Source organism: Microbacterium sp. PM5 (assembly GCF_003293595.1).
Lineage (GTDB): Bacteria > Actinomycetota > Actinomycetes > Actinomycetales > Microbacteriaceae > Microbacterium.
Map to the genome: position 1 here is coordinate 1,325,570 of NZ_CP022162.1, position 26,347 is coordinate 1,351,916.

The following is a 26,347-nucleotide window of genomic DNA, read 5'->3' on the forward strand; positions in this document are numbered from 1 at the left end:
GATCAGCGCTTCTCGAGCTCCTCGGCGACGAGGAAGGCGAGCTCGAGGCTCTGCATGTGGTTCAGGCGCGGGTCGCACAGGCTCTCGTAGCGCGTCGCGAGAGTGGCCTCGTCGATGTGCTCCGACCCGCCGAGGCACTCGGTGACGTCGTCACCCGTGAGCTCGACGTGGATGCCGCCCGGGAACGTTCCGACCGCACGGTGTGCCTCGAAGAAGCCGCGCACCTCGTCGACGACATCGTCGAAGCGACGCGTCTTGTAGCCGGTCGGGGTCGTGATGCCGTTGCCGTGCATGGGGTCGGTGACCCACAGCGGTGTCGCACCGGAATCGCGGACGGCCTCGAGCAGCGGCGGAAGGGCATCGCGGATCTTGCCGGCACCCATGCGCGTGATGAAGGTCAGCCGGCCCGGCTCGCGCTCGGGATCGAGCTTGTCGATGAGCTCGAGCGCCGTCTGCGGTGACGTCGACGGGCCGAGCTTCACGCCGATGGGGTTGCGGATCTTCGAGAAGTAGTCGACGTGGGCGCCGTCCAGCTCGCGCGTGCGCTCACCGATCCACAGGAAGTGCGCCGAGGTGTTGTACGGCGTGCTGGTGCGCGAGTCGATGCGGGTCATGGGGCGCTCGTAGTCCATCAGCAGACCCTCGTGCCCCGTGTAGAACTCGACGCGGCGCAGCTCGTCGAAGTCGGCGCCCGCCGCCTCCATGAACTTGATCGCTCGGTCGATCTCGGTTGCGAGACGCTCGTACTGCTGGTTGGCCGGGTTCTGCGCGAAGCCCTTGTTCCAGCTGTGCACCTCACGAAGGTCGGCGAATCCGCCCTGCGTGAACGCGCGGATGAGGTTGATGGTCGATGCCGCCGTGTGGTACCCCTTCAGCAGGCGCTGCGGGTCTGCGGTGCGGGAGGCTTCGGTGAAGTCATAGCCGTTCACGATGTCGCCCCGGTACGCGGGCAGGGTGACGTCGCCACGGGTCTCCGTGTCGCTCGAGCGGGGCTTGGCGAACTGGCCGGCCATCCGCCCCATCTTCACGACGGGCATCGAGGCACCGTAGGTCAGAACGACGGCCATCTGCAGCACCGTCTTGATGCGGTTGCGGATCTGCTCCGCGGTCGCGCCGGCGAAGGTCTCGGCGCAGTCACCGCCCTGCAGAAGGAACGCCTGGCCGGATGCCGCGCGCGCGAGGCGGTCGCGGAGGTTGTCGACCTCGCCGGCGAAGACCAGCGGCGGCAGTGTGGCCAGCTCCGCCGACACCGCGGCGACGGCATCCAGGTCGGTCCAAGAGGGCTGCTGCTTGATCGGGAGCGTGCGCCAGTGATCGAGATCGGCGTGCAGGGTGGGCATCCGCTCAGTCTAGTGGCGACCCGGACGGCGCGGATGCCGCATGACGACGGCTCACGCGCGCGCTGCGCGCTCCTTCACCGTGGACGCGTAGACGTCGTCGTACTGCTGCTCCCCCAGCCGCTGCAGCGCCACCATGATCTCATCGGTGACGGAGCGCAGGACGTACCGATCGGATTCCATGCCCTGGAATCGTGAGAAGTCGAGCGGTTCTCCGATCACCATGCCCACCCGGCCGACGCGCGGGATGGTGCGGCCGATCGGCATGACGGCGTCGGTGTCGACCATGACGACGGGGATGACCGGCACCCGTGCTTCCAGCGCCATGCGCGCGAGCCCGGTGCGTCCGCGGTAGAGCTTGCCGTCCGGGCTGCGGGTGCCCTCCGGGTAGATGCCCAGCAGGTCGCCCCGACCGAGCACCTGCAGTCCGGTGTTCAGCGATGCCTCCGACGCCTTGCCTCCGGTGCGATCGACGGGAATCTGGCCCGTCGCCTTCATGAACATCCGCGTCGCCCAGCCTTTGAGTCCCGTGCCGGTGAAGTAGTCGCTCTTGGCGAGGAAGCTCATCGGCCGGTCGATCATGAGGGGCAGGAAGATCGAATCGCTGACGGAGAGATGGTTGCTCGCGAGGATGGCGGCTCCCGACGACGGGACGTTCGTCCGCCCGACGATCCAAGGTCGGAAGATCGCTTTGACGATCGGCCCGATCACGATGTACTTCATGACCCAGTAGAACATCAGGCGGGACTCACCTCTCTGTGACGTCTGTCCGTGTCCACGATGCGACGAGGATATCCCGACGGCTCACTGGCTGCGCAGCCCGGCGAGATCGGCGACGCCCACCATCCCCGCATCGTTGCCGAGTGTCGCCGTGACGAAGCGCGCGGTCGGTCGATTGCCGAAGCCGGGCAGAGAGGTCTCGTACGCCAGCCGCGTGGGCTCCAGCAGAACCTCGCCGAGGTCGGCGACGCCGCCGCCGATGACGTAGAGGTCGGGGTCGAGAACCGCCTGAAAGGCTCCGCAGGCCTCTCCGAGCGCGGTGGCCACGCGGCGCACGGCCTCGACGGCACCAGCGTCGTCCTCGGCGAGGAGGCGCGCCAGGTCGGGCCCGTGGACGATGCCGTCCGCATCGCGGTGCGCGGCCAGACGCTCGCCGATGCCCCCGGCCTCGGCGATGTCACCCAGCTCGCGCTGCAGGGCGCGCCCCGACGCGTACTGCTCGAGACAGCCGTTCTGTCCGCAGCCGCACGGGCGACCACCGCGGACGAACCGCAGGTGACCGAGCTCCGCCGCGCTGCCGTTGGCACCGATGAGGAGACGTCCGTCGTTGATGACGGCGCCGCCCACGCCCGTGCCGAGGGTCACCATCACCATGTCGGTGGATCCCTGACCCGCTCCGAAGCGATACTCGCCCCACCCCGCGGCGTTCGCGTCGTTCTCCAGCGTGACGGGACGGCCGATGCGTGCTTCGAACTGCGCACGCAACGGCTCGTCGTGCCAGTCGATGTTGGGCGAGAGCAGCATCACCGACCGACTGCGGTCGATGTAGCCCGCCGCAGCGACACCGACCGCCGCGACCTCGTGACGCGAGGCCAGCTCGTGCACCATCGCGGCGACGGCGTCGGCGAGCTCGCCGGTGTCCACCGGCGTGGCGACGCGGGCGCGCTCGATGATCGCACCCGTGTCGTCGACGACACCTCCGGCGATCTTCGTCCCCCCGATGTCGATGCCGACGTTGAGCACGGCGCTCCCTTCCGGCCGGCCCGGGCGGCACGGCATCCGAGAGTCTAGTGTGGACAGGACAGACCCACGGTCGGGGCAGGCCGTGCTTTTCGGGCGACGCTGTCTTCTGTGGGACTGAGTTCCACCAGGAGTTAGACTCGATTCCAGCCGTCGATCGCCGACGCCACCCGGTACCGAAGGAGTTGCCGCCCATGAGCGCCGTACAGTTCGAAGTCCCCGCCGTCGTTCCCGCCGAACCGCAGGCCAACATCGCCGATCTGCTCGTCGAACGCGTCAAGGCGACACCGTCCCTGGCCCTGTTCGCCGTCCCCGATGGTGACGGCTGGCGAGACATCACCGCCGCCGAGTTCGAACGAGAGGTGATCGCGCTCGCGAAGGGCTTCGCCGCCGCGGGCATCGCCCCGGGCGACAAGGTGGGCTTCATCGCCCGCACCACGTATGAGTGGACGCTCGTGGACTTCGCCCTCTTCTTCGCCGGCGCCGTCATGGTGCCCATCTACGAGACGAGCTCGGCGGCGCAGATCAGCTGGATCCTGTCCGACTCGGGCGCCGTCGCGGTGCTCGGCGAATCGGCCGAGCACGCGGCCCGCATCGCGGAGATCCGTTCCGAGGTGCCGCTCGTCCGCGACGTCTGGTCGATGGAGGCCGGCGACCTCGACACGCTCCGCGCGGGCGGCGGCACCGTCGAAGATGCCGAGATCGAGCGTCGTCGTCGCATCGCCGTCGGCTCGGACATCGCCACACTCATCTACACCTCGGGATCCACGGGACGCCCCAAGGGCTGTGTCCTGACCCACAGCAACTTCGTCGAACTCTCTCGCAACGCCGCCAAGGCGTTGGCCGAGGTCATGAACACCCCTGGCGGCGCATCGACACTGCTGTTCATCACGACCGCGCACGTCTTCGCCCGCTTCATCTCGATCCTCGACGTGCACGCCGGCGTGAAGACCGGGCATCAGCCCGACACCAAGCAGCTGCTGCCGGCCCTCGGCTCCTTCAAGCCCACCTTCCTGCTGGCCGTACCCCGCGTCTTCGAGAAGGTCTACAACTCTGCGGAGCAGAAGGCGGAGGCCGGCGGCAAGGGAAAGATCTTCCGCGCCGCGGCCCACACGGCGATCGAGCACTCCCGACTGCTCCAGGAAGGCAAGAAGATCCCGCTGGGCACGAAGGTGAAGTTCGCCCTGTTCGACAAGCTCGTCTACGGCAAGCTCCGCGAAGCCATGGGTGGACGCGTCACCTATGCCGTCTCGGGGTCCGCCCCCCTGGGCCCCCGTCTCGGCCACTTCTTCCACAGCCTCGGCGTGACCATCCTCGAAGGCTACGGACTCACCGAGACGACGGCGCCGGCCACCGTCAACCTCGCGACGAAGTCCAAGATCGGCACGGTGGGGCCGGTGCTCCCCGGCGTCGGCGTGCGTCTGGCCGACGACGGCGAGGTCGAGGTGCGGGGCGTCAACGTCTTCAAGGAGTACTGGCGCAACCCCGATGCCACGGCCGCCGCGTTCGACGACGGCTGGTTCAAGACCGGTGACATCGGCGCGTTCGACACCGACGGCTTCCTCACGATCACCGGACGCAAGAAGGAGATCATCGTCACCGCCGGCGGCAAGAACGTCGCTCCCGCGGCACTGGAGGACCCGATTCGAGCGAACCCGATCGTCGGTCAGGTGGTCGTCGTGGGCGACCAGAAGCCGTTCATCTCGGCGCTGATCACCCTCGACCCCGAGATGCTCCCGGCCTGGCTGGCGAACAACGGCCTCCCGGCGGACATGTCACTCTCGGATGCCGCGAAGAACCCGCAGGTGCGCGCCGAGGTGCAGCGTGCGGTGGACATCGCGAACAAGAACGTTTCGCGTGCCGAGTCCATCCGCAAGTTCACGATCCTCGACAGCGAATGGACCGAGGCGAGCGGACATCTCACGCCCAAGATGAGCATCAAGCGCAATGTCATCCTGAACGACTTCGCGAACGAGATCGAGGAGATCTACACCGTGCCGGTGACGACGACCAACGTGTCGCTGGGCTGATCTCGAGACGCGACGGCGGGGCGGCCCGGATGGACCGCCCCGCCGTCGCATCTCCCGAGGTCAGAACCAGGAGGACTCGCGGATGCGACGCATCGCGATCTTGCGCTCATCGGGGCTGAGCCGCGAGATGTAGAGCATGCCGTCGAGGTGGTCGGTCTCATGCTGCAGCGCCTGCGCCATGAGTCCCTCCCCCTCGAGCACGAGTTCGTCGCCGTCGAGATCGATGCCGACCACGCGAGCCCAGGGATAGCGCAGCGTCTCGTGCCAGAGATCGGGCACCGACAGGCATCCCTCACCGACCAGCGCCGGCTCACCCGACACCTCGGTCAGCACCGGGTTCAACACGTACCCGATGTCTCCGTCGATGTTGTAGCTGAAGGCGCGGAGACCGACACCGATCTGCGGCGCCGCCACTCCCGCACGGCCGGGCAATTCGACCGTGTCGAGCAGGTCCTGCACGAGCGACCGGATGCCGTCGTCGATCACGTCGATGGACGCGCTGGGAGCGCGCAGGACGGGGTCTCCGAACAGGCGGATCGGGCGGACGGCCATCAGGCGGCGACCCGCTGACGCAGGCTTTCGACGACGATGGCGGCCAGCTCGCGCGCAGCCTCGCGCGTCTCGGGCTGCAAGTCACGGAAGACGATCGCGCTGCCCGATGCGATGTGCGCGTCGTAGGGCACGCGGACCACGTGCCCGACCCGTGTCTGGAAGTGGGACTGGAGCTCACCCGCCCGCACGAGTGCAGCGCCTGGACGTGCCGTGTTCAGCACGACCACGGCGGAGCGCACGAGATCGGCGTAGCCGTTGCTCTCCAGCCAGGTCAGCGTCTCCGAGGCCAGGCGCGCCTCGTCCACGCTCAGCCCTGCGACGACGATGAGCTGATCGGCGCGCGCGAGGGTCGCCCCCATGACGGAATGGACGATGCCGGTGCCGGTGTCGGTGAGCACGAGCGAGTAGAAGTGCGCGGCGACATCGGCGACCGCGTCGTAGTCGCTGTCGTTGAAGGCCTCGGACACATGCGGATCGGTGTCGGAAGCGATGATGTCGAGCCGAGTGTGATCGCGGGCGACGATCTCGGAGATGTCGTTGAACCCCTGGACGTCGGCGTGGGCTCGCACCAGATCGCGAACCGTCTTGCCGCTCGAGCGCCCGATGCGCTCGGCGAGGGTGCCGCGGTCGGGGTTCGCGTCGACGGCGATCACCCGGTCCTCACGGGCATCGGCGAGCGCCATGCCCAGCAGCGTCGTGATCGTGGTCTTTCCGACACCGCCCTTTCGCGAGAGCACGGGGACGAACTTCGCTCCTCCGTGCAACGGTGCCGCAATGCGCCGGTCGAGAGCCTTGCGCGCACGCGCGCGCTTGCTGTCGCCGAGGTTGATCCGACGTCCCGACAGCGTGTAGACGAGGTGCTGCCACGCACCGTCGGGCTCCGGGCGCACCGCGTGGGCGGGATCCAGCAGCCGATCCGGCGTCAGCAGATCGGAGCTCTCCCGCCCCGCCTCGAAGTCGCCCAGTCGGCGCGACTGCAGGGTGATCTCGGACGTGCGCGGCCGCAGGCGCTCGTGCTGAGCGGCATCCGCGGTCGCAAGGGAAGCCGACGTGAGCGCGATCGCCGCCGCATCGGGCGCCGACGCATCAACCGCCTCCTCGACCTCCTCGGCGACTGCCGATGCGGCGACGGCGTCCACCTCCTCGACGACACCCTCATGGATCTCGACCTCGTCATCGAGCACGACGTCGTCGTCGAAGTCGTCATCGTCGACCGCTACGGGCAAGGCGACGTCGATCTGCGCGGTGGCTCCCTCGACGATGCCGATCCCGGTCGTCTCGGCGCCGGTCACGCTCTCCAGCACGCCGTTGTCGGCGTCCTCGCTCGCATTCTCGTTGCGGTCAGGCACGGCTACACACTCCAGTTCCGGGCCGGCGCCGTCGGGCTCCGGCCGATTCGGGTCGTCCTCGGGACGGCGCAGCCGCGGCGTCACCGCCGGGCCGCGGGGCGGGGTCCCGACCCCCATGGCTCGCGGGACGACTCACGCCCCCGCTCCAGGCTACTCGGAGGGTCGGACCACCAGCAAAAGATCGCCGGCCTCCACCGCGGCCGCCGCGCCGATGACGAGACGCTCGACGATGCCGTCCATCGGCGCCGTGATGGCTGCCTCCATCTTCATCGCCTCGATGGATGCCACCGGCTGACCCGCCGAGACGCGATCGCCCACCGCGGCCTTCGGGGTGACGACACCCGAGAACGGGGCGGCCACGTGGCCCGCTACGGTCGCATCGGCCTTCTCCGACTGACGCACCTCGACCGCGACGGCGTGGTCGCGCACGAAGACGGGACGCAGCTGACCGTTCAACGTCGTCATCACGGTGCGCATGCCGCGCTCGTCGGCGTCGCCGATCGCTTCCAACCCCACGTACAGCTGGACGCCGCGCTCGATCTCGACGACGTGCTCGGTTCCGGGCGCGAGGCCGTACAGATAGTCCGCGGTGTCGAGGACGCTGAGATCGCCGTAGGTGTCGCGGGTCTCCCGGAAGGCCGCCGTGGGGGCGGGAAACAGCAGGGAGTTCAGTGTGGCGCGCCGGGTCGCACTGTCGGCTTCGAGGTTCGCGGCATCGGCGTCGGAGATCTCGGTGATCCCGCCGCGGATCTCGCGACCACGCAGCACCTTGGTGCGAAACGGCTCCGGCCAGCCGCCCGGAAGCTCACCCAGCTCCCCCGCCATGAAGGCGACGACGGAGTCGGGGATGTCATAGGTATCGGGGTTCTCGGCGAAGTCGGCGGGGTCTGCGCGCACCGCGGCGAGGTGCAGGGCAAGATCGCCGACGACCTTCGAGGAGGGGGTCACCTTCGGGACGCGCCCGAGGATCGCGTCCGCGGCGGCGTACATGTCCTCGATCAGCTCGAAGTCCTCCGACAGGCCGAGAGCGATCGCCTGCTGGCGGAGGTTCGACAGCTGACCGCCGGGGATCTCATGCCGATAGACGCGTCCCGTCGGCCCGGGAAGACCCGACTCGAACGGGCGGTAGAGGCGGCGCATCGCCTCCCAGTACGGTTCGAGTTCCGAGACGGCACCGAGGTCGAGTCCGGTGTCGCGCTCGGTGTGCGCGAGGGCGGCGACGAGCGCGGACAGCGAGGGCTGGCTGGTCGTTCCCGCCATCGGCGCCGCAGCGGCATCCACGGCGTCGGCGCCCGCGGCGGCGGCGGCCAACAGCGTCGCGAGCTGACCACCGGCGGTGTCGTGCGTATGGACGTGGACCGGGACGTCGAAGCGGTCCCGCAGAGCCCGCACCAGACGCGCAGCGGCGCCGGGGCGCAGTAGCCCCGCCATGTCCTTGACGGCGAGCACGTGCGCCCCGGCATCCACGATCTGCTCCGCCACGCGCAGGTAGTAGTCGAGGGTGTACAGATCCTCGGTCGGCGACAGGAGATCACCGGTGTAGCAGAGGGCGACTTCCGCCAGCGTGGTGCCGGTGTGCAGTACGGCGTCGATGGCAGGCCGCATCTGGGAGACGTCGTTGAGGGCATCGAAGATGCGGAAGATGTCGACGCCCGATGCCGCGGCCTCCGAGACGAAGGCATCGGTGACGCGCGTCGGATACGGCGTGTACCCCACCGTGTTACGCCCCCTCAAGAGCATCTGGATCGCCACGTTCGGCACCGCGGCCCGGAGGGCGTCCAGCCGCTCCCAGGGGTCTTCGCCGAGGAAGCGGAGCGCCACGTCGTAGGTGGCGCCGCCCCAGGCCTCGACCGAGAGCAGCTGAGGGGTGAGCCGGGCGACGTAGGGCGCGACCGTCACCAGGTCCCGTGTGCGCACGCGCGTGGCCAGCAGAGACTGATGTGCGTCTCGGAACGTCGTCTCGGTGACGGCGAGCGGCGTCTGAGCGCGCAGCTGCGCCGCGAACCCGGCCGGGCCCTGGCTGAGAAGGCGCTGTCGCGAACCGGCAGGAGGAGGCGTGGACAGATCGACGGACGGGAGCTTCGCGCGCGGGTCGGTGACGGCGGGGATCTCTCCGTGCGGACGGTTGACGGTCGTCTCGGCCAGCCACGCCACGATCTTCGATCCGCGGTCCTTCGACCCGCGACCGCGCAGCAGCTCGGGGCGCTCGTCGATGAACGACGTGCTGACGTCACCGGCCACGAAGGCGGGATCGTCTAGCACCGCCTGCAGGAAGGGGATGTTGGTCGAGACCCCGCGGATGCGGAACTCGGCGAGGGCTCGACGCGATCGCACGACCGCGGCGCCGAAGTCCCGTCCGCGGCACGTGAGCTTGGCCAGCAGCGAGTCGAAGTGCGCACTGACCTGGGAACCCGCGGCCGTCGTCCCCCCGTCGAGGCGGATGCCGGCGCCGCCCGGCGAACGGTAGGTGGTGATCTTGCCCGTGTCGGGGCGGAACCCCTGGGTCGGGTCCTCGGTCGTGATGCGGCACTGCAGCGCCGCCCCGCGCAGGCGGATCTGGTCCTGGCGCAGGCCGAGCTCGGCGAGCGTCTCGCCGGCAGCGATGCGCATCTGCGATTGCACGAGGTCGACGTCGGTGACCTCCTCGGTCACGGTGTGCTCGACCTGGATGCGCGGGTTCATCTCGATGAAGACGGCCTCGCCGGCGCGGGGACCGGCCGTCTCGAGGAGGAACTCCACCGTTCCGGCGTTCTCGTAGCCGATCGACCGGGCGAACGCGATCGCGTGGGCGTGCAATGCCGAGGCGATGGTGGGGTCGAGGTTGGGCGCCGGCGCGATCTCGACGACTTTCTGATGACGTCGCTGCACCGAGCAGTCCCGCTCGAACAGGTGCACGGTCTCGCCGGTCTTGTCGGCGAGGATCTGCACCTCGACGTGACGCGGCCGCTGCACGGCCTGTTCCAGGAAGACGCGGGCATCGCCGAACGCGGCATCGGCCTCGCGCATCGCCTCCGCGATCGCCGGGGCCAGCTGCGGCGCGGCTTCGACCCGGCGCATTCCCCGCCCACCGCCGCCGGCGACCGCCTTCACGAAGATCGGGAAGCCGATCTCGTCCGCGCGCGCGACGAGCGCGTCGACGTCGTCCGACGCGGGCGTCGAGCGCAGCACCGGCACCCCGGCCGCGATCGCATGCTCTTTGGCGGTCACCTTGTTGCCCGCCATCTCGAGGGCGCGCGACGGCGGGCCGATGAAGACGATGCCGCTGCGCGCGGCGGCCGCGGCCAGCTCGGGGTTCTCGGAGAGGAAGCCGTAGCCGGGGTAGATGGCGTCGGCGCCCGCCTGCTCGGCCACGCGGATGATCTCATCGACGTCGAGGTACGCACGGACGGGTTGGCCGATGGTGCCGATCTGGTACGCTTCGTCGGCCTTGAGCCGGTGCAGCGAGTACCGGTCCTCGTAGGGGTAGACCGCCACCGTCCGCGCACCCAGTTCGAAGGCGGCACGAAAGGCCCGGATCGCGATCTCTCCGCGGTTGGCCACCAGGATCTTGCGGAACATGCGGACCTCTTCTCCAAGCGGCTCCCGCGCGCCGAGGGAGCAGATTCCCCGACGAGCCCACTTTTCACGAGGGCCTGAGTGTCCTCACAGCCTAGGGGACGGTAACGTAGAGCCTCGTGCACGTACTCTCCGTCTCCTCGCTCAAGGGGGGTGTCGGCAAGACCACCGTGACTCTCGGCCTCGCCTCCGCGGCGTTCGCCCGAGGGGTGCGGACTCTCGTCGTCGACCTCGACCCGCAATCTGACGTGTCGACGGGCATGGACATCCAGGTGGCCGGCCGGCTGAACGTGGCCGACGTGCTCGCCAATCCCAAGGAGAAGGTGGTCCGCCAGGCCATCACCGCCAGCGGCTGGGCCAAGGTGCACCCGGGCACGATCGACGTCATGATCGGCAGCCCGTCGGCGATCAACTTCGACGGCCCGCACCCGAGCGTGCGCGACGTGTGGAAGCTCGAAGAGGCTCTCGCCACCATCGAGGCCGACTACGACCTCGTCCTCATCGACTGCGCCCCCTCGCTCAACGCACTGACGCGTACCGCATGGGCGGCTTCGGACCGGGTCATCGTGGTCACCGAACCGGGACTGTTCTCGGTCGCCGCCGCCGACCGCGCGTTGCGGGCGATCGAGGAGATCCGCCGTGGCCTGTCTCCCCGACTGCAGCCGCTCGGGATCGTCGTGAATCGCGTGCGCCCGCAGTCGATCGAGCACCAGTTCCGCATCAAGGAGCTGCGCGACATGTTCGGCCCGCTCGTCCTGTCGCCACAGCTTCCCGAGCGCACGTCGCTGCAGCAGGCGCAGGGGGCGGCGAAGCCGCTGCACATCTGGCCGGGCGACTCGGCTCAGGAGCTGGCCGGCGACTTCGACGCACTGCTGGACCGCGTCATGCGCACCGGTCGGATCACCGCGGGCGAGCAGCGGGCCTGACCTTTTCCGTCACACAGCGGTCGGTCGTCGATCGGGCGCCGAAGACGCGAGTCGACAAGCAGCGCGTTGGACTGCGGCGCCGTTGCCTTCTCAGGCGGACTTGACGGCGCGACGAGCGGCGAGTTCGTCGACGGGGTCCGGAGCCTGCGGATCGAAGTCGAGCAAGGTCGATTCGACCTCGTGCAGCACTTTGCCGACGGCGATACCGAACACGCCCTGTCCTCGACTGACGAGGTCGATGACTTCGTCGTTCGAGGTGCAGAGATAGACGGACGCGCCGTCGCTCATCAGCGTGGTGCCGGCGAGATCGCGGATGCCGGCGGCACGAAGCTGCTCGACCGCCGTGCGGATCTGCTGCAGGGAGATGCCGGTATCGAGAAGCCGCTTCACCAGTTTGAGCACGAGGATGTCGCGGAAGCCGTAGAGACGCTGCGATCCCGAACCGCTGGCGCCGCGGACGGTGGGCTGGACGAGTTCGGTACGCGCCCAGTAGTCGAGCTGACGATAGGTGATGCCGGCTGCGCGTGCAGCGACGGCGCCGCGGTACCCGACCTCGTCATCCATCTGCGGCAGACCGTCCGTGAACAGCAGCTCGGTGGCGAAGCGGACCTCATCAGGCGCATCGTGCGCGGTCATGCTCGCCTCCATGTGGACAGTGCGTCGTTTCCTCCACGGTAGATCAGCCGAGTGCCTGCGGCAACGACATCCGCATCCCGACGCTCGGCGTGTCGCGCCGCCGTCACGGCGCGATGCGGTCCAGCGCCGCGTGCGCGAACGCCGCGCGCACTTCGTCCAGGCGACGAAGCAGCTCGGGAGCGAGCTCGCCCGCACGTGCACGCGACACGGCGTCCGAGCGGCGCAACAGGGGCGTCAGCGCGCTCTCGACGAGCGCGACCTCACGCTCCGCCGCCTGCCGGACGCCCCGCACGTGGCGGGGCTGGATGCCGTGCCCGTCGAGGGCCACGAGCGCACGAAGCACACTCAGCGTCTTGTCGTCGTAGCTCTCGGCTGCCGCGATGAGCCCGGCGCGTACGGCATCGTTCAGCAGCGCCGCCGACGCTCCTGCCGTCTGCAGCAGTTCCTCGCGGCGATAGCGGCGCGGGGCGGTGACGATCGACGCCGTCGCCGGCGGCGCGACGATGCCGCCGTGCTGTTCGTCGAGATACTCGCGAATTCGCGCAAGGGGCATGTAGTGGTCGCGCTGAAGCGTGAGCGCGGTGCGCAGTCGCTCGACGTCGAGAGGCGAGAACTTGCGATACCCCGACTCGGTTCGCAGCGGCGTGACGATGCCCTGCACTTCGAGGTAGCGCAGCTTGCTCGCGCTGAGATCGGAGAACTCCGGCGTCAGGCGTGCGAGCACCTGACCAATGCTGAGATAACCCGAGGACGACGCACGTCCACGGGGTGAGACAGCCGGGCTCACCCGCTCGTCACCTGACCGCGGTCGACCGGCGACGCGAAGAAGTTGAGGCGGAACTTGCCGATGCGCACCTCGGAGCCGTCGACGAGCACGGCGCGGTCCACCCGTTCACCGTTGACATAGCTGCCGTTCAGGGAGCGCTGGTCGACGAGCTCGAAGACGGCGCCGGTGCGGGTGATCTCCGCGTGACGACGAGAGACGGTGACATCGTCGAAGAAGATGTCGGCCTCGGGATGGCGCCCGACCGTGGTGACATCGGTGTCGAGCAGATAGCGTGCGCCCGCCGTGGGACCGGAGCGGACGAGCAGCAGCGCAGCGCGAGACGGAAGCGCATCGATGGCCTCCCGCTCGACGTCCGTCAGGTCCGTTCCGAACGGCACGAAGGAGAGGTCGGAATCGTGACCGAAAGTCTGGGTGGTGTCGGCAGAGCCGGCACTCCCGGCGTCACGTCGGATACCGCTGACACCAGCGTCTCGAGCGTTCTCTTCCACCATGGCCTCCTTCCTCTTCACCCTAACGGATCGACCCGGGCTGCGAACCCCCGCCGGGGAACCGGGTTTCGCGCCGCGCCAGCCCCGATCCCGCCGAGCGGTGCGACTCAGCGGCGTGTGTCGATGTGTGACGCCGTCCGCGCGGACGGCCTTCGCCCCGACGTAGCCTGATCGCACCGCCACCACGGGCGGCATCCACGAGAGGAACCCCGTGTCCGCAGCGCAGAACCGCCTCACGCCCGCACCGGTGCGTCAGGACGCCATCTGCATGTGCGCGACGGGCCGCGGTTGCTCTTCCTTCGCGGCCGGCCACGCCGTCCACCTGATCCAGTCGCGGCTGGTGTCGGCAACGCCCGGAGAATGGGTCGACGCGATCGCGGTCGCCTCAGCGGCCGACGGCACGCTCACGATCGTCACCCTCGAGGGGCGCGAGATCGAACTGTGGAACGGCGCCGGGGCCGCGGCGTCCGTGCAACGGGGTACGCCGGTCGCGTTCCACCCGCGCTATCACGCGCTCCACGCCGGAGGACGGCTCTTCAACGTGCTCGCGGTCTGAGTCGAGAGGGACGGGTGCCGCTCAGGCGGCCGCCATCATCGCGTCTTTGACCGCCATGCACGCATCCATACAGGCCCGGCACGCGTCCGCGCACATGGCGCACACGGGGCTGTCATCAGCGTGCATCATGCACATGTCCATGCACGTCTGACACATCGCGATGCAGGCGTCGAGCATCGCCATCATCGACGCCGGCGCCATGCCCGGCATCCGCAGCATGGCACGCATCATGGTGTTGCACATGTCGGCGCAGTTCATGCACGACGGGGCACAGTCCATCATCTGCATCGAGCACACCGTGCAGGCCTGCTCACAGGCGGCACAGGCGTCCATGCAGGCCTGCATGACCGCGGCATCCATCGCGGGCATCTCGGCCATCGACATCTCGCCGGCCATCGCTTCCATCATCCTGGCGTCCATCTCCCACCGTCCTTCCGGTCACGGCGAGCGCGACGCTCGCCTGCCGCCATGCTAGGACTCCGACCCGGCGCACAACAGGCGCGGATAGGGTCGAGGACGTGATGTCACACAGAGTTCATACGTTCCGTTCGGTCCTCGTCGGCCTCGTCGCACTCCTGCTCGGCGGACTCTCCGTCGCCGTGGCCTCCCCCGCGTGGGCGCACGATGAGCTGATCGGCGCCGACCCGGGCGTGAACGCCGAGGTCGGCACGCTGCCCGCCCAGATCACCATGACGTTCAGCGGCGTGCTGATGGACGAGCCCGGCGCGACGCAGGTCGTGGTGACGGATGCCGCGGGAGCCTCGCTCACCGACGGCGATCCGACGCTGGACGGCACGCATCTGACGCAGGGGCTCGCCGGCAGCGCGTCCGGCCCGGTGACCGTGACGTGGCGCGTGGTCTCCAGCGACGGCCACCCGGTCTCGGGGCAGTACACGTTCACCGTGGCGGGCGGCTCGTCGCAGACGGCCGCTCCCGCCGAAACGACGACCACACAGACACTCACCGCGACGCCGACATCGAACGGCGATGGCGGTGTCCCGGTGTTCGTCTGGGTGCTGCTCGGCCTGGTGCTCGCCGCCGCCCTCGGCGCCCTCGTGGCGGTGCTTCTGCGGAAGTCCCGAGCCACCCCCGAGGACTAGGCTGAGAGCATGCCTCATTTCAACGTCGTCGTCCTCGGTGCCGGCCCTGGTGGCTATGTCGCGGCGGTCCGCGCCGCCCAGCTCGGCCAGTCCGTCGCCATCATCGAAGAGAAGTACTGGGGCGGTGTCTGCCTCAACGTCGGCTGCATCCCCTCCAAGGCGCTTCTGAAGAACGCCGAGATCGCCCACACCCTGAAGCACAAGGCCGACTTCTTCGGCATCACGGGTGAGTTCAGCCTCGACTTCGGCACGGCGTGGGACCGGTCGCGCGTCGTCGCCGACGGCCGCGTCAAGGGCATCCACTACCTGATGAAGAAGAACAAGGTCACCGAGTTCGAGGGCCGGGGCACCTTCACCGGCCCCAAGGCGATCTCGGTCGCCAAGAGCGACGGCTCCACCGAAGAGGTCACGTTCGACAACGTCATCATCGCGACCGGCTCGACGGTGCGCCTGCTCCCGGGCGTGACGCTGAGCGAGAACGTCGTGACGTACGAGGAGCAGATCCTCACGCGTGATCTGCCGAACTCGATCGTCATCGTCGGCGCCGGCGCCATCGGCATGGAGTTCGCCTACGTCATGACGAACTACGGCGTGAAGGTGACGATCATCGAGTTCCTCGACCGGGCCCTCCCCAACGAGGACGCGGACGTCTCGAAGGAGATCGCGAAGCAGTACAAGAACCTCGGCGTCGACATCCTCGTCTCGACCAAGGTGGAGTCGGTCGTCGACTCCGGCGACAAGGTCACGGTGACCTACACCGACAACAAGAGCGGCGCGCAGGGCTCGATCGAAGCCGACAAGGTGCTCATGTCGATCGGCTTCGCTCCCCGGGTCGAGGGCTTCGGCCTGGAGAACACCGGCGTGAAGCTCACCGAGCGCGGCGCCATCGAGATCGACGACTTCATGCGTACCAACGTCGAGGGCATCTACGCCATCGGTGACGTCACGGCCAAGCTGCAGCTCGCCCACGTCGCCGAGGCGCAGGGCGTCGTCGCCGCCGAGACGATCGGTGGCGCAGAGACCATGGCGCTCGGCGACTACCGCATGATGCCGCGTGCGACCTTCTGCTCGCCGCAGGTGGCGTCGTTCGGCTACACCGAGGCGCAGTACAAGGAGACCGGACGCGAGTACAAGGTCGCGACCTTCCCCTTCATGGCCAACGGCAAAGCGCACGGCCTCGGCGAGCCGGTCGGCTTCGTCAAGCTCATCGCGGATGCCGAGCACCTCGAGCTCGTCGGCGGCCACCTCATCGGCCCCGACGTGTCGGAGCTGCTGCCGGAGCTCACCCTCGCCCAGAAGTGGGACCTGACCGCTCTGGAGCTGGCGCGCAACGTGCACACCCACCCGACGCTGTCCGAGGCTCTGCAGGAGGCCTTCCACGGTCTCGCGGGACACATGATCAACCTCTGAGCTCCGTGAGCTCTGGAGTACGCTGACTCCTACGACTGACGCCGCCCCAACCGAAGCCGGGGGCGGCGTCAGTGGTTTCGCGGCATCCGAGCGAGCCGCGATCAGAGGCCGAGCGTGCGAGCGAGCTTGGAATCGGATGCCGCGGGGCGTCCGCCCACCGCCGCGACGGCAGCGGTGACCGCATCGAAGAGCGCAGTGCGGGTGGCGCCGACGGGCGCCGCGGGTCCGAGCTCGAACTCCCACTCGCGCCATGTCGTCTGCACACCGCGGGTCTCGTCGGTCGCGACCACGTGGTCGTCGACGAATTCCGCGACGAGCGCGCCCGCCTCATCGCGGAGGGCGTAGGCATGGCGATCGTTGACGATGCGGGCGATGGGTGCCAGGGCGCCGGAGGCGATCTCTGCCACGGCGGCGGCGACGGCATCCGGGACGCTCACTTCGCCCGCGGACGCGCCACCCTTCGCTCCATCGAGCGGCCAATGCGTCTCCAGCCGCCCGCCGTCAGCGGTCTTGGGTCCCTTGATGTGCCATCCCTCGTCCGGTCCGCCGGTGCGACGGCGCACCGCGTAGCCGGAGCGTCCCAGGGCGAAGCCCGGCACATCCAGATACCGGGCATCGAGGTCGCGACGCGCAGGCCCCTCGACGACGGCGACACCCGGCAGACCCGACAGGTCGGGAAGCGGGGTGTCGCCGTGGACGTCGAAGGTCAGCTCGATCTCGAGCGCGCGTGCCGGCTCCGGCGTCACTCGTCCCGGCCGTCGGGGTCGGGATCGATATCGTCCTCCGCCTCCACGAAGTGGAACTCAGCGGATGTCGGGCCATCGCCCTCGCCCGTGTTCTCCGCCGCGCCCGCGCGCTCGTAGACGATCTGGGTCTCGCTGTAGGGCAGGATCAACCGGTCCTGGCTCTCGTCGTCCAGGGGAAGGACCTGCCCGTCCAGCGGGCCTCCGTGCAGTCGTGCGATCGCCATGGTGTACCTCCGACGATGAAGCGGAATGTGGAACTCCAGCCTAGCCCGGCGCGTTCAGTGGGTCGGGAAGCCGAGGCTGATCTGGCTTTCGCTGGGGTCGGGCCACCGCGTCGTGACGACCTTGCGGCGCGTGTAGAAGTTGAACGCCTCCGGCCCGTACATGTGCGTGTCGCCGAACAGCGAGTCCTTCCAGCCGCCGAACGAGAACGCGCCGATGGGCACCGGAATCGGCACGTTGACGCCGACCATGCCGACCTCGATGTCGTACTCGAACTGGCGCGCGGTCTTGCCGTCGCGCGTGAAGACGGCGGTGCCGTTCGCGTAGCGGTTGGCGTTGATCAGCGCGACCGCGTCGTCGTAGGTGGCGACACGCACCACCGACAGCACGGGTCCGAAGATCTCCTCGTCGTAGACGCGCATGCCCGGCGTGACGCCGTCGACGAGCGAGGGACCGATGAAGAACCCGCCCCCGTCCACGGTGACCTCGCGGCCGTCGACCACGACGCGGGCTCCCTCGTCCGCGGCCCCCGCGACGAAGCCGGTCACGCGATCGAGCGCGTCGCGGGTGATCAGCGGACCCATGTCGGTGGCGGGATCGGTGCCGTCGCCGACGACCAGTCCGCCGATGCGCTCGGCGACCTTGCCGATGAGCGCGTCGGCGACCTCGCCCACCGCGACGACGACCGAAACGGCCATGCAGCGTTCCCCCGCCGAGCCGTACGCCGCCGACACCGCCGCATCCGCAGCGGCGTCCAGATCGGCATCCGGCATGACGATCATGTGGTTCTTCGCTCCGCCCAGCGCCTGAACGCGCTTGCCGTTCTCGGCCGCCCGCGCGTAGATGTACTTCGCGATCGGCGTCGATCCCACGAACGACACCGCCCGCACGACCGGATCGTCCAGCAGCGCATCGACGGCCTCTTTGTCGCCGTGGACGACGTTGAGGATGCCGTCGGGAAGCCCCGCCTCGGCGAAGGCCTCGGCCAGCCAGACGGCCGCCGACGGGTCGCGTTCGCTGGGCTTGAGGATCACGGCGTTGCCCGCGGCGATGGCGGTGGTCACCATCCACAGCGGCACCATCGCGGGGAAGTTGAACGGAGTGATGCAGGCGACCACGCCGACGGGCTGACGAACCTGGTGGACGTCCACGCCCGAGGCGACCTGCTCGGAGTAGTCGCCCTTGAGGTGGTGCATCAGACTCGTGCAGAACTCGACGTTCTCGAGCCCTCGAGCGACTTCGCCGAGGGCGTCGTCGACGGTCTTGCCGTGCTCGGCCGTGATGATGCGCGCAAGCTCCTCGGCGCGGGAGGCGACGATCTCACGGAGGCGGAACATCACCTGCTGGCGCTTGCCGAGACCGGTGTCGCGCCAGCCGCGCTGAGCGGCCTGCGCGCGGCGGGCGACGTCATGGACGAACGCGGCCGAGGCCAGGGCGACCTCTGCGCTCTGGCGGCCCGTGGCGGGGTTGAAGACGGGACCGGTGCGCCCTGTCGGGCCGACGCGTTCGCCCGCGACGACGTGCGGGATCACCGCGAGCGAGCCGATGGGCTCGTCGGTGGTGGCAGATGCGGATGCGGTGGTCATGAAGTGCCCTCTCGATCGGGGTGTGCGGGAGATATCGGGGTCAGGCCGCGGAGACGCCGTCACGCGACGGGTCGTAGCCGCGGAGGGTGCCGTCCGGCGAGGCGAAGCGCGCGACCAACGTGCAGTCCTTGCCGCCCAGCCCTTCGGCGATGAGGTCGTCGAGCTGGCGGAGCGCAAGACGCGCCGCCGGCAGGTGCACACCGGTGTCGTCTCCGGCTTGAACGGCCAGTCCGCAGTCCTTGCGCGCGAGTTCCACCGAGAAGGTCGCGTCGAAGTTCTTGTTGGCCGCCGAGGTCTCCACGATGCCCGGCACCGGATACCAGGTGCGCAGGGCCCACGAGTCGGCGGACGAGACGCGCGCGACGTCCCAGAACACCTGCGGATCCAGACCGAGCTGCTCCGCCAGCTGCGAGCCCTCCGACACGGCCATGACGGAGATGAAGAGCATCATGTTGTTGACGAGCTTCGCGGCGATGCCGGCGCCGGCCTCCCCGCAGGCGATCACGTTGCCCGCCATCGGCGCCACGACCTCCCGCGCCCGCTCCACGTCGGCGGCGCGTCCGCCGAGCATGAACGTCAGCGTGTGGGCCTCCGCGCCCGCGGTGCCGCCGGAGATCGGTGCGTCCACGAACGAGAGCCCGTGCCGTTGCGCTTCGGCGTGGCACCAGCGCGAGGTCTCGACGTCGACGGTGGAGGTGTCGAGCAGCAGGGTCGACGGCGCCGCATGCGCGAGGATGCCGTCTGCTCCCCCGTACACACCGCGGACGTGCTCGGGCTTGGGCAGCGAGGTGATCGCGGCATCCGCACCGTCGAGCGCCGCGGCGACCGAGGGGAAGATCTGCACTCCCCTCTCGGCGGCGGCCGCCGCGGCGACGGGGTTGAGGTCGACACCACGCACGACATGGCCGGCGGCGACGAGGTGCGCCGACATGGGCGCGCCCATGTGGCCCAGTCCGATGAAGGCGATCGTGGACATGAGACTCCCTTCGACGCCGGCGACGTTCGTCGTCGCGGGCGGTGACGGCTGTCGTCCTCGACGCCGCTCGTGGCCAGCGTAGGCACCCGAAGACCGTTGATCAATGCACACGCGAGCAACAAACTTGCACTACCGGTGTGCACTGGTGCACACTCGTCGGCATGCCCGCCGCCGCCCCGGATCCCCCTCTGGACGCACTCATGACGTTCCTGGCGGTCGCGCGCCTGGGTCGCTACACGGCGGCCGCCGACGTGCTGGGGGTGAATCACTCCACGGTGTCTCGCCGCATCACCACACTCGAGTCCGCCATGGGCGGACGCGTGCTCGTACGGACGACCGGAGGATGGGAGGTCACCGAGCTCGGCCACCGCGCGGTGACCATTGCCGAGCGCATCGAGGCATCGCTGCGAGAGCTCGTCGACGGCGAGAACGCCGACGCGGTTCACGGCATGGTGCGAATCTCCGCCCCGGACGCCTTCACGTCGGTCTTCCTCGCTCCGGCGATGACAGCCCTGCGCCGGGAACACCCGCAGCTCGCGGTCGAGCTGCTGTCGGCGACGCAGCGCGTGCGCCAGAACCGCTCCGGCGTCGACCTGGAGATCGTCGTCGGACGCCCCCAGGTGCTGCGGGCCTATGCGACACCGGTCTGCGCGTACGCACTGCGTCTGTACGCGACACCCGACTATCTCCGAGAGGCGGGGACCCCCGACTCGATCGCTCAGCTGGCCGCACACCCGCTCGTGTACTACGTGGAGAGCTCCCTGCAGGTCGATGAGCTCGACCGCGCACTGCAGGAGTTGCCGGACTCGCCCGCCTCGGTCCGTTCGACCAGCGTCTTCGCGCACGTCGAGGCGACGGCCGCGGGAGCGGGCATCGGCATCCTGCCCGACTTTCTTGGCGATGCCGACCCGCGCCTGACCCGGGTGCTCGACGGCGCCTACGCGCATCCCCTCGCCTACTGGGCCGTCGCCCGCGACGAGGGTCCGCGCAACCCCACTGTCGCCGCCACCCTCGATGCGCTGCTCGCCCATATCGAGGCGGTGCGAGGATGAAGCCGTTCCTGTTGCTCGCGACCCGGGCCGAGGATGTGCCCGCCGACGAGGAGTACGCCCTCTTCCTCCGCTTCACCGGGCTGACACCGGATGAGCTGGTCCGCGTGCGGATGGAGGCGGGGCCTCTCGGACCGGTGGATCTGGACGCCTACTCGGGCGTCTTCGTGGGCGGCGGGCCCTTCAACGCGTCGGACCCGATCGCGAAGAAGTCATCCGCGCAGCGCCGCGTCGAGGCGGAGATCGCCGCCCTTCTCGACCAGGTGGTGGCGCGCGACTTCCCCTTCTTCGGCGCCTGTTACGGTGTGGGAACTCTCGGTGCACATCAGGGCGCGATCATCGACGGCACCTACCGGGAGCCCATCAGCGTCATCGAGGTCGAGAAGACGGGCGCCGGGCGCGACGACCCGCTGCTGGCCGGGCTGCCCGACCGCTTCGCGGCCTTCGTCGGCCACAAGGAGGCGATCTCGACGCTGCCGGCGACGGCGACGCTGCTGGTTCGCGGCGAGGCGTGTCCCGTGCAGATGTTCCGCGTGGGGAGCAACGTGTACGCCACGCAGTTCCACCCGGAGTGCGACCTCGAGGGCATCAGCACGCGCATCCGGGCGTACGCCGGCTACGGGTACTTCGGAGCGGACGAGCTGGATCTCACGCTCGCGGCGGTGCGCCGACGGCCGGTCATGCACACGGGCGGCATTTTGCGTGCGTTCGTCGAACGCTACGCCCGCTGAACCGAGCCTCGACTCGCCGCTGGGCTCCGCGCTCAACGACCGGGAAGGGACCCCTCCCGTCAGAGCAGGGGCGGCGTGTGCCAGATGCGCTCGATGTAGTCGCGCATCGAGCGGTCGGATGAGAAGAAGCCGGAGCGTGCGACGTTCAGGATCGCCGACCGCGTCCACGCGTCCTGATCGACATAGGCGGCATCCACCTGGTCCTGCGCCGCGACGTATGACGAGTAGTCGGCCAGCACCATGAAGCGGTCGTCGTAGAGCAGGTTCGACACGATCGGCTCGAAGACGCTGCGATCGCCGCCCGAGAACGCGCCGGAGGCGATGAGATCCATCGCGCGGCGGAGGTTCTCGTCGCCCTGGTAGAAGTCGGCGGGCTTGTAGCCCCGGGCCCACAGCGCCTCGACCTCGGGCTCGCTCATGCCGAAGAGGAAGAAGTTGTCATCGCCGACGAGCTGACGGATCTCGACGTTCGCGCCGTCGTCGGTTCCGATCGTCAGCGCGCCGTTGAGGGCGAACTTCATGTTGCCCGTGCCCGAGGCCTCCTTGCCTGCGAGTGAGATCTGCTCCGACAGGTCGGCGGCCGGGATCAGGCGCTCGGCGAGTGTGACGTTGTAGTTCGGCGGGAACAACACCTTCAGACGCCCCTCGACGCGCGGATCGGCGTTGACCACTTCTCCGACGGCGTTGATGAGGTGGATGATGCGCTTGGCCATGGCATAGCCGGGCGCCGCCTTCGCCCCGAAGATGACGGTGCGCGGCAGGATGTCGGATGCCGCGACACGGCCCGACACGATGCTCTCGTACTGCGTGACGACGTGAAGAAGCTTGAGCATCTGCCGCTTGTACTCGTGCAGACGCTTGACCATCACGTCGAGCATGTGGCCGTCGCTGATCTCGAGGCCGTCCCGCGCGCGCAGCACATCGCCGAGGCGGCGCTTGTTCGCCGATTTGACCTCGGCGAACGCCTCGCGGAAGCGGGGATCCTCGGCGTACGCCTCGAGTTCGCGCAGACGCTCGAGGTCGGTGAGCCACCCCGTGCCGATCGCCTCCGTGATCAACTCGGACAGCCCGGGGTTGGCGAGACGCACGAAGCGGCGGGGCGTGATGCCGTTCGTGACGTTCGTGAACTTGCCCGGGAAGAAGTCGTTGAAGTCCGGCAGCACCTTGTCGCGCAGCAACTGCGAGTGCAGTTCGGCGACGCCGTTGACCTTCGCACCGGCGACCGTGGCGAGGTACGCCATCCGGACGCTGCGCTCGGGGAACTCGCCGATGATCGACATGTTGCGGATGCGCATCTCGTCATCGCCGTAGCGTTCGCGCACCGCCTCGAGGAACTCTTCGTTGATGCGGTAGATGATCTCCAGGTGGCGCGGCAGAAGCCGCCCGAGAAGGTCGACCGACCACACCTCCAGCGCCTCCGGCAGCAGCGTGTGGCACGTGTAGGCGAAACACTGCTGGGTGATCGCCCACGCGGCATCCCACTCGAGTTTGCGCTCGTCGACGAGCACACGCATCAGTTCGGGGACGCCGATCACCGGGTGGGTGTCGTTGAGCTGGAAGATCACACGGTCGGGGAGCTTGTCGATGTCGAAGTCCGCCGGGAGGGTGTGCTCCAGGAAGTCGCCGATGGATGCCGCGACGAAGAAGTACTGCTGCTGCAGGCGCAACTCCTTGCCCTGGGGCGTGGAGTCCTCGGGGTAGAGCACCTTGGAGATGTTCTCGGCGAAGGTCTGGGCACGGACGGCTTCCTCATAGTCGCCGGAGTTGAAGACACGGAGATCGAACGAGTCGGTCGCCTTCGCGCTCCACAGCCGCAGCGTGTTGACACGACCGTTGAGGTAGCCGGGCACCATGTAGTTGTACGGTACGGCGAGCACGTCCCACCCCGGCACCCAGCGGGACCGGGTCACACCGGCGTCGTCGTACGTCTCGGTGTGACCGCCGAAGGAGATCCGGCGTGCCGCTTCGGGATGCGGGAACTCCCACGGTGAGCCGAGCGTCAGCCAGGCGTCGGGCTGCTCGACCTGCTGGCCGTCGACGAACGTCTGGCGGAAGATGCCGTACTCGTAGCGGATGCCGTAGCCGATGTTGGGCACACCCATCGTCGCGAGCGAATCGATGAAGCAGGCCGCGAGGCGGCCCAGACCGCCGTTGCCGAGCCCGGGTTCGACCTCCTGGGCGCGCAGGTCGTCGATGTCGATGCCGCACGCCGCCATCGCCTCGGTTGCGATCTCGGTGAGGCCGCTCGCGAGCAGGTTGTTGTCGAGCTGACGGCCCAGCAGATACTCGGCGGAGAGGTAGCACACGCCCTTGGCCTGAACCACGCGCTGTCGGCGGAGGTCTTCGAGCCACCGGGCCATGAGGTAGTCGCGCACGGTCATCGCGAACGCGAAGTAACGGTCGTTCGGGCTGGAGGCCGACAACGCGACGCCCCGCTCGTAGTTGAGGTTGCGCAGGAACTGTCGGACGAATCCGTCCACGGAGCTCGCAGGCCCGGTGACCGGCGCCAGCGCCAGCGGATGGGTTGCGTGGAGCGGATGGGGCGCGGGGGTGGGACCGGTCACAGCTTCGGGTTCTGACACAGATCACACGCTAACGTGCACCCCCGCCGGATGCACATCGACGGGGGTCATCTTCACGAGGCCCTTACCTGGTCGTTACATCCACCCGCGACGAGGCGGCGGAGCGCTCGCGCTCGCCGCGTTCGGCGCGGCGCGCCGCTTCGAGCTCGGCCGTGGCGAGCGCGACGGCGTTCTCCGCCGTCCGCACCCGACGCTGGAGGAAGGTCGCCGACCCGTAGCGCGCACGCACGCGGTCGTCCTGCTCCTCCGCGACGGTGAAGATGTACGACGTGGAGATCAGGATCACCTGAGCCGACAGGTTGACCCAGAGCAGCAGTGCGATGAGCGCTGCGAACGAGGCCAGCAGCGGGTTCGACGTGGCTCCGCCGACGAAGAGCCCCGACAGCTGCTGCAGCACCGTGAGCCCGACGGCGCCGATCAGGGCCCCCGTCCACAGCGCCGTAGCCGACGCCCGCACCCCCGACAGCACCCGGAACAGCACCGCGACGACGACGGCATCCAAGACGAAGGTGACGAGAATGGCCAGCCAGCGGGTGCCCCACGCGATGGCCGGGTCTTCACGGGCCAGACCCAGCCACTGGGCGACCACGTCGAGTCCGGCGGTGCCGATCATGGTGACGGCGGCGGAGGCCAGCAGCGCGGCGCCGACGCCGATGGCCAGCGCGAGGTTGCGCAGCAGGACGAGCCATGCGGGAACGTCGTCGGTGAGTTTGTCGCACACGATGCGCATCGCCGTCCGCAGCGAGCCGATCGCACCGATCGCGGCGCCGACGAGACCCACCAGCGAGAGCGCGCCGGCGATGGACAGGCCGACCGGGAGCGAGATCTCGTCGACCTTCACGAGGCCGTTCTCGCCGACGAGGCCCGGCACAGCCCGGTCGACGGCCGCCACCAGCGCCCGCCACGCATCCGTGTCGCCGGACAGCCACAGGGCGGCGATCGAGAATCCGAGCAACACCGCCGCGAAGAGGCTGAACAGCGTGCGATAGGTGACGCTGTCGGCGAGCATCGGCCCCCGCCGTTCGCTGTAGCGCAGGAACGCCCGCACCGGCGTGAGCGTCAGGGCGCGCGCGATGATGCGGGACAGATCCATGCCGCCCAGGATATGCACCTCACGCACGACGCGCAGGGCCTTGACAGCGGCCGCCGCGCGTCACACCAGGTCGGCCAGCACTCCGATCCACGTCCCGACGACGAGGAACGGCCCGAAGGGGATGCGGGTCGACCTGGTCGCCCGTCGCGCGGCCAGCAGGACGATGGCGACGACGCCCGCGGCAAGGAAAGCGGCGACGACCCCGAGCAGCACGGCAGACCATCCGACCCAGCCGAGAAGCACGCCGACGAGCGCGGCCAGCTTGACGTCGCCGCCGCCGATCGCCCCGCGCCCCGCCACGCGCAGCAGCACGAAGAAGACGAACAGCGCCGCGCCGGCACCGAGCGCGCGCACCAGCGCGGCCCGTGGGGTGCCGAACGCACAGGATGCCGCGAGAAGCGCGATCGTCACGATCAGCGCAGGAAGAACGATCCTGTTCGGCAGGCGGTGCGTGCGCACGTCGACGACGGTGAGAACCACGCCGGCCACGGCGGCGACGAGGTAAGCCGACGCGGCGAGGATCGTGGCCGGATCAGCCATCGAGAACCTCCAGCGCCACCCGTACGGTGCCTGCGGAACCGATGCCCTCGGCCTCGCGAACCGATCGCTTCAGCGGCAACACGTAGCGTGCGCGCTGCGCATCGGGGAAGACGGACGTGCGCCACTGCGAGCCGCCGATGACGGCCGCGACGCGGACGGCACCGAATCCGCGCGGCGGCCGCGGGAGGTCGCGGATGTCGGCACTGAGCTCGCCCGGCAGCTCGACGAAGTACCAGTCCTCGCGCCGGGCGGCCCAGCGAAAGATCTCCCCGTCGAACTCGAAGCGCACGCGGTCATCGTAGCGACCTCGTGCGCGCCGCCGTCGACAGTGTGCACAGCCTCGAGGACGCCCGGCA

25 protein-coding genes are annotated in these 26,347 nt (G+C 69.1%); 7 read left to right on the forward strand and 18 right to left on the reverse strand.

Annotated elements, in window-relative coordinates; translation table 11 throughout:
- Positions 1-2: 2 nt before the first annotated feature.
- The 3 genes from CEP17_RS06530 to CEP17_RS06540 all read right to left on the reverse strand — a co-directional run bounded on the left by CEP17_RS06530 (position 3) and on the right by CEP17_RS06540 (position 3,080).
- Positions 3-1,340: a 3-deoxy-7-phosphoheptulonate synthase class II gene (locus CEP17_RS06530; RefSeq protein ID WP_036286495.1), complete on the reverse strand. Its 1,338-nt coding sequence runs from the start codon at positions 1,338-1,340 to the stop codon at positions 3-5.
- A gap of 51 nt (positions 1,341-1,391) precedes the next feature.
- Positions 1,392-2,075 (reverse strand): lysophospholipid acyltransferase family protein, encoded by a 684-nt coding sequence (locus CEP17_RS06535; protein ID WP_005049096.1) that lies wholly within the window; start codon positions 2,073-2,075, stop codon positions 1,392-1,394.
- Between the two features lie 66 nt (positions 2,076-2,141).
- Positions 2,142-3,080 carry an ROK family glucokinase gene (locus CEP17_RS06540; protein ID WP_036286497.1) on the reverse strand — a complete coding sequence of 313 codons (939 nt, stop codon included), beginning with the start codon at positions 3,078-3,080 and terminating at the stop codon, positions 2,142-2,144.
- A gap of 191 nt (positions 3,081-3,271) precedes the next feature.
- On the opposite strand from CEP17_RS06540, the gene CEP17_RS06545 reads away from it, so the two are divergent.
- Positions 3,272-5,107 (forward strand): AMP-dependent synthetase/ligase, encoded by a 1,836-nt coding sequence (locus CEP17_RS06545; protein ID WP_112931669.1) that lies wholly within the window; start codon positions 3,272-3,274, stop codon positions 5,105-5,107.
- A gap of 60 nt (positions 5,108-5,167) precedes the next feature.
- On the opposite strand, the gene CEP17_RS06550 is transcribed toward CEP17_RS06545, so the two are convergent.
- From CEP17_RS06550 to CEP17_RS06560, 3 genes are read right to left on the reverse strand one after another with little or no spacing between them, the layout of a single operon-like run.
- Positions 5,168-5,659, reverse strand: coding sequence for a peptide deformylase (locus CEP17_RS06550; RefSeq protein WP_036286501.1), 492 nt, complete (start codon positions 5,657-5,659; stop codon positions 5,168-5,170).
- A complete protein-coding gene (locus CEP17_RS06555) occupies positions 5,659-7,125 on the reverse strand; it encodes a MinD/ParA family protein (protein ID WP_204359866.1) in 1,467 nt (488 codons plus the stop codon). Before CEP17_RS06555 ends, CEP17_RS06550 begins: the two co-directional genes overlap by 1 nt.
- Before the next feature lie 33 nt (positions 7,126-7,158).
- Positions 7,159-10,566: a pyruvate carboxylase gene (locus CEP17_RS06560; protein WP_112931671.1), complete on the reverse strand. Its 3,408-nt coding sequence runs from the start codon at positions 10,564-10,566 to the stop codon at positions 7,159-7,161.
- Between the two features lie 116 nt (positions 10,567-10,682).
- Between CEP17_RS06560 and CEP17_RS06565 the strand changes: the two genes are divergently transcribed.
- On the forward strand, positions 10,683-11,489 hold the full coding sequence (locus CEP17_RS06565) for a ParA family protein (RefSeq protein ID WP_036286515.1): 807 nt from the start codon (positions 10,683-10,685) through the stop codon (positions 11,487-11,489).
- A gap of 90 nt (positions 11,490-11,579) precedes the next feature.
- On the opposite strand, the gene CEP17_RS06570 is transcribed toward CEP17_RS06565, so the two are convergent.
- The 3 genes from CEP17_RS06570 to CEP17_RS06580 all read right to left on the reverse strand — a co-directional run bounded on the left by CEP17_RS06570 (position 11,580) and on the right by CEP17_RS06580 (position 13,403).
- Entirely contained in the window at positions 11,580-12,125 is a 546-nt protein-coding gene (locus tag CEP17_RS06570; protein ID WP_036286573.1) for a MerR family transcriptional regulator, read from the reverse strand.
- Between the two features lie 103 nt (positions 12,126-12,228).
- Entirely contained in the window at positions 12,229-12,912 is a 684-nt protein-coding gene (locus CEP17_RS06575; RefSeq protein ID WP_112931672.1) for a MerR family transcriptional regulator, read from the reverse strand.
- Entirely contained in the window at positions 12,909-13,403 is a 495-nt protein-coding gene (locus tag CEP17_RS06580) for an FHA domain-containing protein (RefSeq protein ID WP_187289962.1), read from the reverse strand. Before CEP17_RS06580 ends, CEP17_RS06575 begins: the two co-directional genes overlap by 4 nt.
- Before the next feature lie 208 nt (positions 13,404-13,611).
- Between CEP17_RS06580 and CEP17_RS06585 the strand changes: the two genes are divergently transcribed.
- Entirely contained in the window at positions 13,612-13,956 is a 345-nt protein-coding gene (locus tag CEP17_RS06585; RefSeq protein ID WP_036286519.1) for a hypothetical protein, read from the forward strand.
- Between the two features lie 21 nt (positions 13,957-13,977).
- Here the strand turns inward: CEP17_RS06585 and CEP17_RS06590 are convergent, their stop codons facing one another.
- A complete protein-coding gene (locus CEP17_RS06590; RefSeq protein ID WP_036320872.1) occupies positions 13,978-14,376 on the reverse strand; it encodes a hypothetical protein in 399 nt (132 codons plus the stop codon).
- A gap of 101 nt (positions 14,377-14,477) precedes the next feature.
- Here CEP17_RS06590 and CEP17_RS06595 point away from each other — a divergent pair, with 101 nt between their 5' ends.
- Positions 14,478-15,056, forward strand: a complete 579-nt coding sequence (locus CEP17_RS06595; protein WP_112931673.1) for a copper resistance CopC family protein — start codon at positions 14,478-14,480, stop codon at positions 15,054-15,056.
- A 9-nt stretch (positions 15,057-15,065) separates the two neighbouring features.
- Positions 15,066-16,466 carry a dihydrolipoyl dehydrogenase gene (lpdA, locus tag CEP17_RS06600; protein ID WP_036286532.1) on the forward strand — a complete coding sequence of 467 codons (1,401 nt, stop codon included), beginning with the start codon at positions 15,066-15,068 and terminating at the stop codon, positions 16,464-16,466.
- Positions 16,467-16,567: 101 nt separating this feature from the next.
- Here the strand turns inward: lpdA and CEP17_RS06605 are convergent, their stop codons facing one another.
- From CEP17_RS06605 to CEP17_RS06620, 4 genes are read right to left on the reverse strand one after another with little or no spacing between them, the layout of a single operon-like run.
- Entirely contained in the window at positions 16,568-17,212 is a 645-nt protein-coding gene (locus CEP17_RS06605; protein WP_036319989.1) for a CYTH domain-containing protein, read from the reverse strand.
- Entirely contained in the window at positions 17,209-17,436 is a 228-nt protein-coding gene (locus tag CEP17_RS06610) for a hypothetical protein (protein WP_039416402.1), read from the reverse strand. Before CEP17_RS06610 ends, CEP17_RS06605 begins: the two co-directional genes overlap by 4 nt.
- Before the next feature lie 54 nt (positions 17,437-17,490).
- Complete coding sequence (locus CEP17_RS06615; RefSeq protein ID WP_112931674.1) at positions 17,491-19,020, reverse strand: CoA-acylating methylmalonate-semialdehyde dehydrogenase; 1,530 nt, start codon at positions 19,018-19,020, stop codon at positions 17,491-17,493.
- A 40-nt stretch (positions 19,021-19,060) separates the two neighbouring features.
- Entirely contained in the window at positions 19,061-19,996 is a 936-nt protein-coding gene (locus CEP17_RS06620) for an NAD(P)-binding domain-containing protein (protein ID WP_112931675.1), read from the reverse strand.
- Between the two features lie 200 nt (positions 19,997-20,196).
- Between CEP17_RS06620 and CEP17_RS06625 the strand changes: the two genes are divergently transcribed.
- On the forward strand, positions 20,197-21,048 hold the full coding sequence (locus CEP17_RS06625) for a LysR family transcriptional regulator (protein WP_112932887.1): 852 nt from the start codon (positions 20,197-20,199) through the stop codon (positions 21,046-21,048).
- Positions 21,045-21,776, forward strand: a complete 732-nt coding sequence (locus tag CEP17_RS06630; protein WP_112931676.1) for a glutamine amidotransferase — start codon at positions 21,045-21,047, stop codon at positions 21,774-21,776. Before CEP17_RS06625 ends, CEP17_RS06630 begins: the two co-directional genes overlap by 4 nt.
- Before the next feature lie 59 nt (positions 21,777-21,835).
- On the opposite strand, the gene CEP17_RS06635 is transcribed toward CEP17_RS06630, so the two are convergent.
- The 4 genes from CEP17_RS06635 to CEP17_RS06650 form a co-directional block, all read right to left on the reverse strand.
- Positions 21,836-24,358, reverse strand: a complete 2,523-nt coding sequence (locus CEP17_RS06635) for a glycogen/starch/alpha-glucan phosphorylase (RefSeq protein ID WP_239498602.1) — start codon at positions 24,356-24,358, stop codon at positions 21,836-21,838.
- 64 nt (positions 24,359-24,422) lie between these two features.
- A complete protein-coding gene (locus CEP17_RS06640) occupies positions 24,423-25,451 on the reverse strand; it encodes a YihY/virulence factor BrkB family protein (RefSeq protein ID WP_112931678.1) in 1,029 nt (342 codons plus the stop codon).
- Positions 25,452-25,511: 60 nt separating this feature from the next.
- Positions 25,512-25,991 carry an A24 family peptidase gene (locus CEP17_RS06645; protein ID WP_112931679.1) on the reverse strand — a complete coding sequence of 160 codons (480 nt, stop codon included), beginning with the start codon at positions 25,989-25,991 and terminating at the stop codon, positions 25,512-25,514.
- Positions 25,984-26,280 carry a DUF1905 domain-containing protein gene (locus CEP17_RS06650; RefSeq protein ID WP_112931680.1) on the reverse strand — a complete coding sequence of 99 codons (297 nt, stop codon included), beginning with the start codon at positions 26,278-26,280 and terminating at the stop codon, positions 25,984-25,986. The genes CEP17_RS06645 and CEP17_RS06650 overlap by 8 nt, the downstream gene beginning before the upstream one ends.
- Positions 26,281-26,347: the final 67 nt, after the last annotated feature.

Excerpts from the sequence above, each read along its gene's own strand:
- CEP17_RS06535 (WP_005049096.1), bottom strand. The coding sequence starts at position 2,075 with ATGTTCTACTGGGTCATGAAGTACATCGTGATCGGGCCGATCGTCAAA.
- CEP17_RS06645 (WP_112931679.1), bottom strand. The coding sequence starts at position 25,991 with ATGGCTGATCCGGCCACGATCCTCGCCGCGTCGGCTTACCTCGTCGCC.
- CEP17_RS06620 (WP_112931675.1), bottom strand. The coding sequence starts at position 19,996 with ATGTCCACGATCGCCTTCATCGGACTGGGCCACATGGGCGCGCCCATG.
- CEP17_RS06555 (WP_204359866.1), bottom strand. The coding sequence starts at position 7,125 with ATGGGGGTCGGGACCCCGCCCCGCGGCCCGGCGGTGACGCCGCGGCTG.
- CEP17_RS06595 (WP_112931673.1), top strand. The coding sequence starts at position 14,478 with ATGTCACACAGAGTTCATACGTTCCGTTCGGTCCTCGTCGGCCTCGTC.
- CEP17_RS06615 (WP_112931674.1), bottom strand. The coding sequence starts at position 19,020 with ATGACCACCGCATCCGCATCTGCCACCACCGACGAGCCCATCGGCTCG.
- CEP17_RS06580 (WP_187289962.1), bottom strand. The coding sequence starts at position 13,403 with ATGGTGGAAGAGAACGCTCGAGACGCTGGTGTCAGCGGTATCCGACGT.
- CEP17_RS06590 (WP_036320872.1), bottom strand. The coding sequence starts at position 14,376 with ATGGACGCCAGGATGATGGAAGCGATGGCCGGCGAGATGTCGATGGCC.
- lpdA (WP_036286532.1), top strand. The coding sequence starts at position 15,066 with ATGCCTCATTTCAACGTCGTCGTCCTCGGTGCCGGCCCTGGTGGCTAT.
- CEP17_RS06610 (WP_039416402.1), bottom strand. The coding sequence starts at position 17,436 with ATGGCGATCGCACGACTGCACGGAGGCCCGCTGGACGGGCAGGTCCTT.
- CEP17_RS06570 (WP_036286573.1), bottom strand. The coding sequence starts at position 12,125 with ATGACCGCGCACGATGCGCCTGATGAGGTCCGCTTCGCCACCGAGCTG.
- CEP17_RS06560 (WP_112931671.1), bottom strand. The coding sequence starts at position 10,566 with ATGTTCCGCAAGATCCTGGTGGCCAACCGCGGAGAGATCGCGATCCGG.
- CEP17_RS06625 (WP_112932887.1), top strand. The coding sequence starts at position 20,197 with ATGACGTTCCTGGCGGTCGCGCGCCTGGGTCGCTACACGGCGGCCGCC.
- CEP17_RS06640 (WP_112931678.1), bottom strand. The coding sequence starts at position 25,451 with ATGGATCTGTCCCGCATCATCGCGCGCGCCCTGACGCTCACGCCGGTG.
- CEP17_RS06530 (WP_036286495.1), bottom strand. The coding sequence starts at position 1,340 with ATGCCCACCCTGCACGCCGATCTCGATCACTGGCGCACGCTCCCGATC.
- CEP17_RS06630 (WP_112931676.1), top strand. The coding sequence starts at position 21,045 with ATGAAGCCGTTCCTGTTGCTCGCGACCCGGGCCGAGGATGTGCCCGCC.
- CEP17_RS06545 (WP_112931669.1), top strand. The coding sequence starts at position 3,272 with ATGAGCGCCGTACAGTTCGAAGTCCCCGCCGTCGTTCCCGCCGAACCG.
- CEP17_RS06550 (WP_036286501.1), bottom strand. The coding sequence starts at position 5,659 with ATGGCCGTCCGCCCGATCCGCCTGTTCGGAGACCCCGTCCTGCGCGCT.